Genomic DNA, 13366 nt, shown 5'->3' with positions numbered 1-13366 from the left:
CCGACCATAAAACTGCGACTTCTTCCAGAATCCTTTTCTTATTTTTGCAGCGCATTTAACCAGCCATTTCCATGAAGAGCATAGCCATATTTTGCGGGGCCAGCAGCGGCCACAATCCAGTGTACCAGCAAGCTGCTCACCAACTGGGCGTTTTGTTTGCACAGCAAGGCATACGATTGGTGTACGGCGGCGGAAAGGTGGGTCTCATGGGCGTGATCGCCGATGCCGTTCTGGCCCACGGTGGAGACGTGCTAGGCGTGATTCCGCAGAGTCTGGTGGACATGGAAGTGGCGCACATGGGCCTCACAGAACTACACGTGGTGCAGACCATGCATGAGCGCAAAGCCCTGATGGCCGAGGAGTCAGATGCGTTTGTGGCCATGCCCGGCGGTTTCGGGACGTTTGACGAGTTCTGTGAGATTGTCACCTGGAACCAGCTCCGCATCATCCAAAAGCCTGCCGCCTTGTACAATGTGTACGGGTATTACAACGCGTTTCTGCAGATGCTGGACCACAGCGTGGCAGAAGGCTTCTTGAAAGAAGAGAACCGCATCAATCTGATTGTAGAAAGCGAGCCAGAAAAACTGCTGGACCAACTCCTGCACCATGCGCCCATCCTAACGCAGAAATGGGTAGACACAAAACGAATCTAAAAACAGGATTTACTGGATCTAGTGAATTTTCAGGATAATGCTATTTAATGGAGTCTGCCGTTTTTGGCCTGTTTGCTGGAAAACAAGCCAAAAACGGCTACTGAATTTTAGTAGGACATCAGGCAACCAAATGGGTACTCTGGGCATCTGGTGAATAGACTAACCTCTGTTCCCTTATGAAAAAGCACGTCCTCCTCCTTTTTTTCCTTCTCCTTTTTAGTACGCTGGGGTTCAGTCAAAACAATCCGTACGGCATGGCAGACAGCGTAAAAGCGTACCTTGACAAAGGCCTGGACGTCTTGCAGCAGAACGCCCTCAACCGCCAGCAAGTAAACTGGCAGGACTTGCGTCAGGCTGCGTACGCCAAAGCCAAAGGCGCTCAGACCTATGAAGAAGTGCTGCCAGTCTATCCTTTCTTGTTTGAACAGCTGAATGATTACCATGGTTGGCTCACCTACAAAGGCAAACCCTATCACTGGGGCAAGAAAAGCCGGCAGGCCAAGAATGCAGCGGTACAGGAGGCACTCAAAAACAAGCCGGGCGTGCAGGTGAAAGTGCTTAAGAACGGCATCGGCTATATTCTGATTCCAGGCAACAGTGATTTTGGCATGAAGAACATAGACCGAAACGCCCAAGCCATCCGGGACTCCATCAGCAGAATCAACCCAGCTAAAATCAAGGGCTGGATCATTGACCTTAGATTGAACACTGGCGGCAATATGTACCCCATGCTAGGCGGCCTGGCCGAAATCATTGGCAACGGACCTGTGGGCAGTTTCATGACCGCCGAAGGCCAGCCAGATGAACAGTGGAGCATACAGGGCGGTAACTTCTTCGTGAACCAGGCCCAAGCTACGCATCTGACTAGTGGTGGGGAGGTGGCGCCGGGCCTGCCTGTGGCGGTGCTCCTGAGCAACATGACGGCCAGCGCCGGCGAGGCCGTGGCCATCAGTTTACAAGGCAGACCAGCCACTCGCTTTTTTGGCGAAACCACTTTTGGGTTAACCACCGCCAACCAAGGGTTTGTGTTGGATAAGAATTCAGCCATTAACCTGGCCGTGCTCTATGAAGCCGACCGCACCGGAGTCCTCTACAAAGAGCATGTGCAGCCCCAGGTGGAGATCATAGGCGGTGATAACTTCCTGGATTGGAGGAAAGATAAGAAAGTAACCGCCGCATTGCAGTGGCTGAAGAAATCCTCAAAGAAGAAAAGCTGAGGTACAGTAACAAAAACTATGATAAAGCAAGAAGCCACGGTGCTGCCGTGGCTTCTTGCTTTATCATAAATATGAGAAGGATTTATGCCTCAGAGACCATGTCTACCACGGCCTGCACCCAGGTAGGATGCGTGTTCAAACTTTCTACTAATTGCCAATGCTCACCACCGGCGGCTTCAAACTCTTCCTTGAATTCCTTGCCTACTTCAATGGTGGTTTCCAGGCAGTCGGCCACAAACGCCGGGCTGAAGGCCAGCACGTTTTTCACGCCGGCCGCGGCCAGGTCCTTCAAAATGAAGTCGGTGTAAGGCTGTAGCCAAGGATCTTTGCCCAGGCGTGACTGGAAGGATACCGTGTACTTGTCTTCTGGTATGTTCAAAGCCGCGGCCAGTTGTCTGGACGTCTCAAAACATTGCGCGCGGTAGCAGTAGCGGTTATGAGAATGGTAGGTGTTGCAGCAGGCGCCCAGTTTACAGTAGCCTTTGGTGCTTCCTTTGAGGATCTGGCGCTCAGGCAGACCATGGTAGCTGAACACTACGTGGTCATAGTCGCGCTTTGCCATGTGGGCGCTGGCAATCTCTGTAAACGCCTGTATAAAGCCCGGGTGGTTGCAGAACGTGCTGATGAATTTAATGTCTGGAATAATCTCCCATTTGCTCACCAGTTCCATTACTTTCTCCTGCACAGAGCCTGTGCTGGCAGACGCGTACTGCGGAAACAAGGGCAACACGATGATGCGATCTACCACCTTGTCTTTTAATTCCTGCAAAGCGGCGGCAATGCTAGGGCTCTGGTAGCGCATGCCAAAGGCCACAAGGTAGTTCTTGCCCAGTTTCTCCTGCACCAGCTTCTGTAAATCCAGGCCATGGAACAACAACGGCGAGCCACGCTCGGTCCACAGCTCGGCATAAATCTTAGCCGATTTTGGGGCTCTGAACGGGGCGATGACGCCATTCACCAGCATGAAACGGCTGGGAGCGGCAATGTCCAGCACACGCTTGTCTAGTAAGAATTCGCGCAGGTATTTACGTACGTGCGGCACGCTGGGTGTGTCTGGCGTACCCAGATTGACTAACAAAACCCCTGTCTTACCAGAGTTGGCTCCACTTTTCATAGGTGTTCAATTGAAGTGCAAAGATACGGATAGAACAATACATCCTTCAGGTTTACCAAATGATATACGTCATGTCCAGGGGCAGGTGTAAGCATGGTCTTTTTTTGGTGCTTTGAGCATGCAACAGCCGCCGCTGCCAATTGTTTACCTGCTGGTTGGTTTCATGCCCACATAAGAATCGCCCAGAAGGAGGTTGGCTAGAAGGGGATTGTCGTCGTTTTTGGCTTGTTTTCCAGAAAAGTGACCAAAAACAGCGAAGGGTTGTGAATTCTCTCTTTCAGGTAGAAAAGCTAGCCAATGAATGGCTAGTCTGCTCATTTACAAGATTTAAAAAACACAGGACCCAGGAGGATAGACTCAGAACTCATTTAAAAGCCTTACCTTTGCAGATTATTTAAAAAGCGAGGTAAAAATGGCAGAGCAGCCGCACAAAGCAGGTTTTGTAAGCATCATAGGCAAGCCCAACGTAGGCAAGTCAACGTTGATGAACGTGATGGTAGGGGAGAAGCTTTCCATTATCACCTCCAAAGCCCAGACCACCCGTCACCGCATCATGGGTATCTTGAACAGTGACGATTTCCAGATTGTCTACTCAGATACGCCCGGCATCATCCAACCCCAGTATGAACTGCATGAGTCCATGATGCGGTTTGTGCATGCGTCCTTAGAAGATGCAGACGTGATTCTGTTTGTCACGGACATCTACGAGAAGCATGATGAGAGCGAAGTGGTGGAGCGTCTGCGCAAAGCCAAAGCGCCCATTCTGTTGCTCATCAACAAGATTGACCAAGCCACACAAGAAGAGGTAGTAGCCAAAGTAGAATACTGGAAAGAGCAGTTGCCGGCCCAAGAATACATGGCTATCTCTGCGTTGCACAGCCAGGGCACGCCCGGCGTCTTCCAGAAGATTCTGGACCTGTTGCCTGAGCATCCCGCCTATTACCCCAAAGATGAACTAACCGACAAGCCCGAGCGTTTCTTTGCGGCTGAGATGATACGCGAGAAAATCTTCCTCAACTACAAAAAAGAGATTCCTTACAGCTGTGAAGTGGTGATTGAGGAGTTCAAGGAAGACGACACCATTATCAGAATGCGCGCCGAAATATCCGTGGAACGCAAATCCCAAAAGGGCATTGTGATAGGCGACAAAGGCGCCGCTTTGAAGAAAGTTGGTACCCAAGCCCGCCTGGACATGGAAGAGTTCTTCGGGAAGAAAGTATTCCTGGACCTGTACGTACGCGTCAACGAAAACTGGCGCGCCGACAAGCGCTTGCTGGACAGGTTCGGGTATAATAGCTTATAGAAAGACGCTAGATATTAGTAGTTAGACACTAGACTCTTTTAGTAAGTCTAATATCTAAGATCTAGATACTAACATCTAACAAAAATAAACACCCTAGTACTCCTAGTGGCGCCACGACGGCGATACCGCGGGAGCATCACACGCGTTTTTGGCTAGATTCTGCTAAAGGAGGCTAAAAACGCACATTTATTTATTGATTATGGCAAATACCATCGCCATTGTAGGACGCCCAAATGTGGGCAAATCAACCTTGTTCAACCGCTTGGTGGGAGAACGCAAAGCCATCATGGACAACGAGAGCGGTGTAACCCGCGACCGTCATTATGGCTACGGAGACTGGTGCGAAAAATTCTTCACCGTGATTGACACTGGTGGATACGTGCACGGCTCTGAAGATATTTTTGAAGGCGAAATACGCAAGCAGGTAGAACTGGCTATCAAAGAAGCAGACGTGATTCTGTTCATGGTAGACGTTGACGCAGGCCTGACTGGTTTGGACCAGGAGTTCGCGGATGTGTTGCGCCGCACAGACAAACCCATTTACATTGTAGCCAACAAAGCAGACACGCACGCCAGAGGCCACATGGCCGGTGAGTTCTACGCTTTGGGCTTTGAGTCAGAGATTTTCCCGGTTTCCAGCCAGAACGGCTCGGGTACGGGCGAGTTGTTGGATGAAGTAGTAAAGCACTTCAAAGAAGAAGGCATTGAAAACCCAGACCAGGGCATTCCGCGCATTGCCGTGGTGGGTAGACCTAACGTGGGTAAATCTTCGTTCGTGAATTTGCTTTTGGGTGAAGACAGAAACATAGTAACTGACATAGCCGGTACCACCCGTGACTCCATCCACTCGCACTACAACGCGTATGGCAAGGAGTTTATCTTGGTAGACACCGCCGGACTTCGCCGCAAGGCGAAAGTGCACGAGGACATTGAGTTCTACTCGGTGTTGCGTTCCATCAGAGCCTTAGAGGAAAGTGATGTAGTGGTTGTGATGCTGGATGCCACCCGTGGTATTGAGTCACAAGACTTGAACATCATTGGCCTGGCAGACAAGAACCGCAAAGGCCTGGTGATTCTGGTGAACAAATGGGACTTGGTGGAGAAGGAAACCAACACCATGAAAATGCTGGAAGACGCCATTAGAGAGCGTATTGCGCCTATCGCCTACCCACCTATCATCTTCATTTCTGTGCTCACCAAACAGCGCGTGCACAAAGCCATGGAGAAAGCCATTGAGGTCTATGAAAACAAGAAGACCAAGATTCCTACCTCTAAGCTGAATGAAGTATTGCTAGCCGAGATTGAGCGTTATCCGCCGCCGGCCATCAAAGGCAAGTTCATCAAAATCAAGTACGTGACGCAGCTGCCTACCAACACGCCTACGTTTGCGTTCTTCTGCAACCTGCCGCAGTACATCAAAGATCAGTATTCCCGCTGGCTGGAGAAGCGCATTAGAGAGAACTTCGGGTTTGAGGGCGTGCCGGTGAATATTCTTTATCGTAAAAAATAATAATTTATTGGGTGGTAACTAGGAGAAAGTTCTATTTTTGTAGGTACTCCAACCTTACCAACCCCTTTATTACCATGAAGAAAGTATTAGCGTTTTTATTTGTGGCCGGCATGTTCTCAGTAGCATCTTGTGATGCAAAGAAGACAGAGGAGGCAACCACAGCTGACACAGTGGAAAATACAGACGCGACTGACGTTTCTGAGACTATTTCTACTTCTGTGGATTCAGCGGCTGCCGTTGCAGATACTACTTCCTCAACGTCAGACACTACCGCGCAGACCACCACCGGAAACTAGCCTGTTTCCTTGTCTTTGGGCAGATATGTACAAGAAGGTCCGGCGCAGTAAACGCCGGGCCTTTTTTATGCCCAGAAAAGAATATGATTGCATTATTCATGTATGTGGAGAAAAAGATATATCTATTCTGCCATACTTGCGTAAAAGCAGTAATATTACTCAAAACCCTTGTTCTGCTCTTTTGTCAGGCAAGGAATAGAGGAAGAAATAGAACCAATATCACCTACAAAATAAAACTATGAAAAAGACATTTTTAATGATGGCTTTGGCTGTCGGGATGACCGCCTTCGCTTCTTCTTGTGATTCTAAGAAAGAAAACCAAATCGAAGAAAACGCTGAGCAAATGGAAGATGCCGCTGATGATGCAGACAACCCAGCTGCTGAAGATGCCGCCGAAGACATGTCTGACAGCGCTGATACTGTTGACCCGCAATAAGCGATCAACCACATAGATCATAAAAAGAGAGGCCACCATGCAAGGTGGCCTCTCTTTTTATGTAAACGCTATATGAAAACAAAACTGGGACTACATGCCCAGCCGTTTCTGGATAAGCTGGTCCACGACTCTAAACAGTTGCGGCGGAGTCAAGGTACGCCACGGAATCTTGTCTAGCGGACCGCCAAAATTGATGTAATAGTCTACGTGAAACTGCTGCATTTCCTGCAACACGAAGTCCTGGAAGCCAATGCCTGCAATCCAGCCGTCTTCCACGTCCTCAAACCACTCTTCATAGTACGCGTCATCTGACCCATGGAAGTTGAAGACGTTCTCGCCTACCAGAATGAAGTGACGGATGCCTTCGCCCACCATCAGATCCAGGATGTTGCGCTTAAGGGTCATGATGTCATTGTTGATGGCATCGTTCCACTCGCCAATGAACTCAAGGATGGCATATTCCTCCACGTAGTCCACATACAGAATCTTCAAAAAGAGCGTCTCTGACTCTATGTTGTCCCACTGCGGATGGATGTAGTAGCCGTAGATGGTGTCAATGTATTCCAGCTCGCTGTTCTCTGCCCCGTACAGCGGCGACCGCGGATCTTCTGAGGCGCTGTAGGCTTCTATCCAGTTATAAAAAGGCTCAATGGTATGCATGGTTCAAAAGAAAAAGATGCTTGAAAGCTAACGAAGAAACCTGCGGCAAGGTCACCCAAATGCATAAAAAAGATTCGCCCTAGATGAGAGCGAATCCTTTCTGTCGTTTTTAGCTTCTTTTCTGGGAAATACGCCAAAAACGAATTTCTAATGACTTTGAGCGCCGGTAATGGCGGCGCGTACGCTGCCATGTAAATCCAGGAGTTCACGGGCCTTCTCTTCTGAAATGTTGAGTTCTTCCATGATCATGCGCGTGCCGCGGTCTACCAGCTTGTGGTTGGTGAGCTGCATGTCTACCATCTTGTTGCCCTTCACGCGGCCCAGTTGAATCATGACAGAGGTGGTGAGCATATTGAGGGCCAGCTTCTGTCCGGTACCGGCTTTCATGCGGGTGCTGCCAGTCAGGAACTCGGGACCGGTCACTACTTCCACCGGGAACTTGGCAACTTCTGCTACTTTGCTGTGGGCGTTGCAGACAATACAACCCGTGGTGATGCCGCGCGCGTTGCAGGCTTCCAGACCGCCAATCACGTACGGCGTACGGCCCGATGCGGCAATGCCCACCACCACGTCTTTCTCGTTGAGGCCATAAGCGTTCATGTCTTTGATGGCCTGCTCAAAATCATCCTCGGCAAACTCCACGGCTTTTCTGATGGCGGTGTCGCCGCCGGCCATGATGCCAATGACCATGTCAAAAGGTACGCCATAGGTGGGCGGGCACTCAGACGCGTCTACCACGCCCAGACGGCCGCTGGTGCCTGCGCCTATGTAGAACAGGCGGCCGCCTTCCTTCATCCTGGCCACGGTCACCTCCACCAGCTTCTCCAACTGCGGAATGGCTTTTTCCACGGCCAGCGGAACGGTCTTGTCTTCTTTGTTGATGTTGGTCAGTAACTCATGCACGCTCATCTGCTCCAGATGGTCATAGTGCGAGGGGGTTTCTGTGGTGCTCATTAGGCTATCTTTTGTTGGTGGTACAAGCTCAGGCCTGCCATGGGGTTCTCTAAAATATGTTGTACCCGTACAGCGTACTGCTGGGCTACTTTACGCAGAATGTCACTAAAGTGGAAGGCAATGGACCCCACAAAATGCACATTGTATTGCTGGTAGTCTGGGTATTTGACGATTGTCTTCTCAAAGAAGTCTGAAAAGCTCTGATAAATCATCTGGTAGATGAACGGATGCTGCCGATGGTCAAACAGAAATTTGGCAAACGTAGCCATGTACCGGTTAGGGTAAGGTTTTCTGTACACGTTGTCTACCACCTCATCCCGGGTGAGGTGGTACCGTTGCTGGAACGCCTGGTGCAGGTCTGCCGGTAGTTCATTATTGAGAAAGGTCTGGACCAGTCGTTTGCCCATGTAACCGCCACTGCCCTCATCGCCTAGAATGAAGCCCAGGTTTGGGAGGTTGTGCACAATCTGGTGGCCGTTATACAGACAGGAATTGGAACCGGTGCCCAGAATGCAGGCAATACCGGGTTCTTCGCCGCAGAGGGCTCTAGCCGCCGCTTCCAGGTCATGGTGTATCTCTATCTTGCTTGCTGGGAATGCTTGCTGGAGGGCGGCTTCTACCATGGCCTTCTTATCTGGCGCGCTGCAGCCGGCTCCGTAAAAGTAGACTTCTTTGGGTGTTATGTCCGGCCACTGCTCCAGCAGGCTTTGCTCCAGCATCTGGGCAATCTCTTCTGAGCTTTGATAATACGGGTTGATGCCCGCCGTCTTGGTTTCTGCCAGCACGCCATCTTTGGTTATCTGCCGCCAAGCTGTTTTAGTAGAGCCACTGTCTGCAATAAGGATCATGCGGGGATTGTAAGGTGATTTTTAAGTAAACGATGAGACGGTGTGCCTGCTTATTTTTTCAATACGCCAATCACGTCAAACTTGTCAAAGACATAGTCAGTATGCGGGGCGTCTTTGAGTTCTTCGGTTAAGTCCTGGCCCGCCCAATGCTCATAATGATTTCCTTTCCGCCAGAGCCGGGACTTGGTCACATCATAGATCACTCCCAGATACGCCACCCAAATCTCATCCCGGTCCTGCCCGTTCCTGAGGGCTAGCTGATGTTTAGTGTATTCTTTTTGCATTGAGCGATTGAATGATGTCTAATGTGCTAAAGAATAATGTGCTGATGTGCTAATTAATTTTTCTAATTCGTTTTTGGTCTGTTTTCTAGGAAATAGGCCAAAAACACCTTCATTCATTTGGGTCTCGCCTTTCAATATCATGGGCTTGATTGTTTGCTTCCCTCCAGTTGTCATCCTGAAAGGACCTTGTGGGCAAGCTAGAAAGACCATCATTATGCAATAAACGCTCTATATCTTTTACAAATAGATTCTTGGTGGCAAGGGCATTTGCTCTTTTAGCAATTGCTATTACAGTTCGCCCACAAGATTCCTTCAGGTTGACAAAGAGGAAAATTCCTTAAAGTCCTGCATCTTATATCTTGTGTCTTATGTCCTCCATTAGCACATTACATACGTGCCTGCACCTGTATCCATCGGCTGGGTACGTCTCCGTCGGCGGCGGTGAGGTAGTCTTGGTAGCTGCAGGGAATAATGAGAGAAGGACGCTCGCCGGCCAAATCCTCTACCTCCATCCACCATTTTTCTGTGTGGCGGTTTTTATAGAACAACATCTTGTGCGGGTTGTCATGGAAGCCCACGGCAAACCGCAGGAAATGATTGCTCTGAAAATCCAGGGTGCGCTGGCGATGGTAAAATCCTTCAATGGCGTACCAGGCCATGGTGGCCACGGTCATGGCTGTCAATGAGCGCTGGTCAAACTCGGGCCGGTAGCCGTACAAGCCCAGTGAACTCAGCTGGTCGTTCTGGCCGGCGTACCAGCAGAGCTGGCAGGCCTCTTCGCCGGTGAGGCCGAAGGGGTTGGCCTGGCGCTGGCCGGGCGCGTCCTGGTGCCGGATGGCGGAAACGTCAAAACTGAGCATATCGGCTTGCCGAATCACCGGCTCAATTTCTTTTAGTTGCTGGCGTACCTGACCAATCCTGAACAAGTCAAAATGCAGCTTCTCCAGCGCAATGAGGGTGTCATTGTCGGTGAGGTAGGACTGGTGCGCCAGATGGCTGAAGCTGAACAGATAGTTGGGTTCGTGCAGCAGCAGGCGGTGCAGGTGGCTTCCCTCGGGGGCTACGTCTGGGTTTTCCTGTATATCCAGCTGGCTGTCTATTAGCACCACGCCAATCTTCTTGTGCAGGTACTCATAGCCTAGAAACTGGCCGTAGGTCAAATCATGAGAACCGCCCAGCAGAATGGGAAACTTGCCCGCGTCTACCACCATCTCAATCACTTCCTTCAGGCGCAGGTAGGTATCCTCCAAGGAGATGCCGGGCAGCAGATTGCCCAGGTCCATCAAAAGCCAGGAGCCGGTGCCTTTCTTTAATTTATAAAGCTGCTCGCGTATCAGGTTGGGGCCTTGGTAAGACACATCGGCGGGAGAGTGGGCACCCCGGTACTCGGGTAGGCCAATCAACACCACTTCGGCCTGGCGCCAGTCTGGGAACGTATGCAGAAACGGGGCAATATACCCGCCCACCGACTTGACATCTTCTGGATAACCGAAGGCGTCTTCTGGAAGGGGCTCAAAAAAGATGGAGAGGTTCATGTTTCGTAAAGGCCAAAAACCAAATTTAGAGAATTATTGCGCAGGGCAGCAGGCCTTTTTAATCTTAATAGGCCGAGGGGGATAAATGCACGTAAGTTTTTTTTAATAATAATTTAGTTTAATTTACTGAACCAACTAGACAAACGACCTTATGAAAGTGACCCGCGTTTTTGACCTTCTAACGCAACAGGTACAGGATTTTCCGCAGCCCGACTGCCTGGCTGCCAAGATTAACGGAGAGTGGGTGAAGTACAGCACCCAGGACTTGGTGGACACCGCCAACAAGCTCAGCCTGGCCTTGATCAAGTCTGGCATCAAGAAGGATGACAAGGTCGCGCTGATCTCTATGAACCGGCCAGAGTGGATGTTCGCCGACTACGGCATTCAGCAGACTGGCGCGGTGAGCGTACCCATGTACCCTACCATCACGGTAGAAGATTACCGCTACATCTTAAAGGACTCAGAGACCAAGCTCATCTTTGTGTCTACGGAGGAACTATATAATAAAGTAAAGGAAGCCTGCAGTGACATACCAGGCATACAAGAGATTTACACCTTTGACCACGTGGACGGCGCCAAGCACTGGACCGAGCTTTTGAAAATGGGCGAAGGCGAAGACGTAAGCACGCTACAGCCTTACAAAGACGCCGTGCAGCCGTCAGACTTGCTATCCATCATCTACACGTCTGGTACCACTGGTGCGCCCAAAGGCGTAATGCTGTCCCATAACAACCTGGTGAGCAACTTTACCAACGTGAAGCCTTTTGTACCGGTCAACAAAGACCACCGTGCCCTAAGCTTCCTGCCGCTCTGCCACATCTATGAGCGCATGGTGTCCTGCATCTACTTCTCGGTGGGCGTGTCCATTTACTTCGCTGAAAGTATTGAAAAGGTAGGCGATAACCTGAAAGAAGTAAAGCCAGACATCTTTGTGACCGTGCCGCGCTTGCTGGAGAAAGTCTATGACAAGATTGTAGCCAAAGGCGCTGAGCTGACGGGTGCTAAGAAAGGCCTGTTCTTCTGGGCGCTGGCCCTAGGGCAAAAATACGACACCCGCACCTCACCAGGCATTTTGTATGACCTGCAATTGAAACTGGCGCGCAAGCTTATCTTCTCTAAATGGCAAGAGGCGTTGGGCGGCAACGTGAAAGTGATCGTGTCTGGTGGCGCTGCTTTGCAACCGCGTTTGGCCAGAGTTTTCTGGGGAGCCAACATTAGAATCATGGAAGGCTATGGCTTGACAGAGACATCGCCGGTAATTGCCGTGAACCGCTATGAGCCCGAAAACAACGTGATTGGCACCGTAGGGCCTGTGATTAACAACGTAGAAGTGAAAATTGCCGAGGACGGCGAAATCCTGACTCGTTCTGAAAGCGTGATGGTGGGCTACTACAAACGCCCAGACCTCACTGCCGAAGTAATTGACCCAGACGGCTGGTTCCATACCGGTGACATAGGCGAGTTGGTAGAAGGCAAGTTCCTCAAAATCACCGACCGCAAGAAAGAGATGTTCAAGACCTCTGGCGGTAAGTACATCGCGCCGCAGTTAATTGAGAACAAACTCAAAGAGTCTCTGGTGATTGAGCAGGTGATGGTAGTGGGCGAAGGGGAGAAATTCCCGGGTGCGCTGATTGTGCCGGCTTTTGAAGGTCTCAAGGACTGGTGTAAAATCCACAATATGCCCTACACCTCAGACGCAGACATGATTACCAAGCCCGAGGTGCTGGAGAAATACCAGAAAGAGATTGACCGCCTCAATGAGCAGTTGGCCCAGTGGGAGAAAATCAAAAAGTTTGTACTCTTACCTAAGCTCTGGAGTGTAGAAACTGGTGAGATGACGCCTAAGCTGAGCATCAAGCGGAAGATTATCACCAACAACTACCGCCCATTGATAGAAGGCCTTTACAGGTCTGCCTAATATCAGAAAGCCCCGCCCACCGCGGGGTTTTTTTATTGCCTTCGTTTTTGGCTTAGTTTCCGTAAAAGAGGTAGAAAACGCCAAGACGGGAGAGAAAAATTATTTAATTATAGTATGCAAGCATAACATATTTTTCTATATTTGGTATGTATACTGAATGAGCAGCATGAAAGCATCTGAAACGGTTGACTATAATATCAAGGTATGCTGGCACGCCATTGCCCGTATGTATAATACAGAGGCGGCCAAGAACGACATCACCACCTCCATTGGGTTCGTGCTCTTGAACATAGACCCAGAGAAAGGAACGCCCGCCACCAAGATTGCTCCCTTACTGGGTTTGGAAGCCCGCAGTCTGACCCGTATTCTCAAAAGCATGGAAGAGAAACGCCTCATCTACAAGCAAGGAGACACTGTAGACAAGCGGTCGGTGCGTATTCTGTTGACGGAGTTGGGCTTGGAGAAGCGCGAAGTAAGCCGCATAACCGTGCGTCAGTTCAATAAAAAGGTGCGTGAGTTGATCCCGGAAAGCCAGTTGCAGGTCTTCTTTCAGGTGGTGGGCCAGATTAATGAGCTCATTGAGAGCAAGAAAGTCTTTTAGCTGTTATAACATAATACCGTTTCCGTTTTTGGCCTGA

At 50.1% G+C, this 13366-nt stretch carries 14 protein-coding genes; 8 read left to right on the top strand and 6 right to left on the bottom strand.

Annotated features, from left to right (window positions below):
• The first annotated feature begins 71 nt into the window (after positions 1-71).
• Positions 72-653: an LOG family protein gene (locus GU926_RS10310; RefSeq protein ID WP_160691528.1), complete on the top strand. Its 582-nt coding sequence runs from the start codon at positions 72-74 to the stop codon at positions 651-653.
• 254 nt (positions 654-907) lie between these two features.
• Positions 908-1870 carry a S41 family peptidase gene (locus GU926_RS10305; RefSeq protein ID WP_160691526.1) on the top strand — a complete coding sequence of 321 codons (963 nt, stop codon included), beginning with the start codon at positions 908-910 and terminating at the stop codon, positions 1868-1870.
• Positions 1871-1952: 82 nt separating this feature from the next.
• Here the strand turns inward: GU926_RS10305 and hemH are convergent, their stop codons facing one another.
• Positions 1953-2984, bottom strand: a complete 1032-nt coding sequence (gene hemH, locus GU926_RS10300; protein ID WP_160691524.1) for a ferrochelatase — start codon at positions 2982-2984, stop codon at positions 1953-1955.
• 412 nt (positions 2985-3396) lie between these two features.
• Between hemH and era the strand changes: the two genes are divergently transcribed.
• From era to GU926_RS10280, 4 genes are all read left to right on the top strand, one after another.
• Positions 3397-4287: a GTPase Era gene (gene era / locus GU926_RS10295; RefSeq protein WP_160691522.1), complete on the top strand. Its 891-nt coding sequence runs from the start codon at positions 3397-3399 to the stop codon at positions 4285-4287.
• A 199-nt stretch (positions 4288-4486) separates the two neighbouring features.
• Positions 4487-5797 carry a ribosome biogenesis GTPase Der gene (gene der, locus GU926_RS10290; RefSeq protein WP_198001404.1) on the top strand — a complete coding sequence of 437 codons (1311 nt, stop codon included), beginning with the start codon at positions 4487-4489 and terminating at the stop codon, positions 5795-5797.
• A gap of 74 nt (positions 5798-5871) precedes the next feature.
• Positions 5872-6093, top strand: a complete 222-nt coding sequence (locus tag GU926_RS10285; RefSeq protein WP_160691520.1) for a hypothetical protein — start codon at positions 5872-5874, stop codon at positions 6091-6093.
• Positions 6094-6331: 238 nt separating this feature from the next.
• Entirely contained in the window at positions 6332-6529 is a 198-nt protein-coding gene (locus GU926_RS10280) for a hypothetical protein (RefSeq protein WP_198001403.1), read from the top strand.
• A 90-nt stretch (positions 6530-6619) separates the two neighbouring features.
• Here GU926_RS10280 and GU926_RS10275 read toward each other — a convergent pair whose 3' ends face one another.
• The 5 genes from GU926_RS10275 to GU926_RS10255 form a co-directional block, all read right to left on the bottom strand.
• The gene (locus GU926_RS10275; RefSeq protein ID WP_160691518.1) at positions 6620-7189 is read right to left on the bottom strand and encodes a hypothetical protein; all 570 of its coding nucleotides are present in this window, start codon (positions 7187-7189) and stop codon (positions 6620-6622) included.
• Positions 7190-7336: 147 nt separating this feature from the next.
• Positions 7337-8143, bottom strand: coding sequence for an N-acetylmuramic acid 6-phosphate etherase (gene murQ / locus GU926_RS10270; protein WP_160691516.1), 807 nt, complete (start codon positions 8141-8143; stop codon positions 7337-7339).
• Positions 8143-8991, bottom strand: a complete 849-nt coding sequence (locus GU926_RS10265; protein WP_160691514.1) for an N-acetylglucosamine kinase — start codon at positions 8989-8991, stop codon at positions 8143-8145. The genes murQ and GU926_RS10265 overlap by 1 nt, the downstream gene beginning before the upstream one ends.
• 50 nt (positions 8992-9041) lie before the next feature.
• Positions 9042-9275: a cytochrome b5 domain-containing protein gene (locus GU926_RS10260; protein ID WP_160691512.1), complete on the bottom strand. Its 234-nt coding sequence runs from the start codon at positions 9273-9275 to the stop codon at positions 9042-9044.
• 386 nt (positions 9276-9661) lie between these two features.
• Complete coding sequence (locus GU926_RS10255; protein WP_160691510.1) at positions 9662-10810, bottom strand: formimidoylglutamase; 1149 nt, start codon at positions 10808-10810, stop codon at positions 9662-9664.
• Positions 10811-10961: 151 nt separating this feature from the next.
• On the opposite strand from GU926_RS10255, the gene GU926_RS10250 reads away from it, so the two are divergent.
• Positions 10962-12728 (top strand): AMP-dependent synthetase/ligase, encoded by a 1767-nt coding sequence (locus GU926_RS10250; protein ID WP_160691508.1) that lies wholly within the window; start codon positions 10962-10964, stop codon positions 12726-12728.
• Positions 12729-12894: 166 nt separating this feature from the next.
• Positions 12895-13329: a MarR family winged helix-turn-helix transcriptional regulator gene (locus GU926_RS10245; protein ID WP_160691507.1), complete on the top strand. Its 435-nt coding sequence runs from the start codon at positions 12895-12897 to the stop codon at positions 13327-13329.
• Positions 13330-13366: the final 37 nt, after the last annotated feature.

The sequence above is a fragment of the Nibribacter ruber genome, from assembly GCF_009913235.1.
GTDB lineage: Bacteria > Bacteroidota > Bacteroidia > Cytophagales > Hymenobacteraceae > Nibribacter > Nibribacter ruber.
This window is presented reverse-complemented; position numbering and strand designations above follow the sequence as displayed.

What these genes read in the sequence shown, in the direction of transcription:
- GU926_RS10310 (WP_160691528.1), top strand. Translation starts at nt 72, where the DNA reads ATGAAGAGCATAGCCATATTTTGCGGGGCCAGCAGCGGCCACAATCCA.
- GU926_RS10305 (WP_160691526.1), top strand. Translation starts at nt 908, where the DNA reads ATGGCAGACAGCGTAAAAGCGTACCTTGACAAAGGCCTGGACGTCTTG.
- hemH (WP_160691524.1), bottom strand. Translation starts at nt 2,984, where the DNA reads ATGAAAAGTGGAGCCAACTCTGGTAAGACAGGGGTTTTGTTAGTCAAT.
- era (WP_160691522.1), top strand. Translation starts at nt 3,397, where the DNA reads ATGGCAGAGCAGCCGCACAAAGCAGGTTTTGTAAGCATCATAGGCAAG.
- der (WP_198001404.1), top strand. Translation starts at nt 4,487, where the DNA reads ATGGCAAATACCATCGCCATTGTAGGACGCCCAAATGTGGGCAAATCA.
- GU926_RS10285 (WP_160691520.1), top strand. Translation starts at nt 5,872, where the DNA reads ATGAAGAAAGTATTAGCGTTTTTATTTGTGGCCGGCATGTTCTCAGTA.
- GU926_RS10280 (WP_198001403.1), top strand. Translation starts at nt 6,332, where the DNA reads ATGAAAAAGACATTTTTAATGATGGCTTTGGCTGTCGGGATGACCGCC.
- GU926_RS10275 (WP_160691518.1), bottom strand. Translation starts at nt 7,189, where the DNA reads ATGCATACCATTGAGCCTTTTTATAACTGGATAGAAGCCTACAGCGCC.
- murQ (WP_160691516.1), bottom strand. Translation starts at nt 8,143, where the DNA reads ATGAGCACCACAGAAACCCCCTCGCACTATGACCATCTGGAGCAGATG.
- GU926_RS10265 (WP_160691514.1), bottom strand. Translation starts at nt 8,991, where the DNA reads ATGATCCTTATTGCAGACAGTGGCTCTACTAAAACAGCTTGGCGGCAG.
- GU926_RS10260 (WP_160691512.1), bottom strand. Translation starts at nt 9,275, where the DNA reads ATGCAAAAAGAATACACTAAACATCAGCTAGCCCTCAGGAACGGGCAG.
- GU926_RS10255 (WP_160691510.1), bottom strand. Translation starts at nt 10,810, where the DNA reads ATGAACCTCTCCATCTTTTTTGAGCCCCTTCCAGAAGACGCCTTCGGT.
- GU926_RS10250 (WP_160691508.1), top strand. Translation starts at nt 10,962, where the DNA reads ATGAAAGTGACCCGCGTTTTTGACCTTCTAACGCAACAGGTACAGGAT.
- GU926_RS10245 (WP_160691507.1), top strand. Translation starts at nt 12,895, where the DNA reads ATGAAAGCATCTGAAACGGTTGACTATAATATCAAGGTATGCTGGCAC.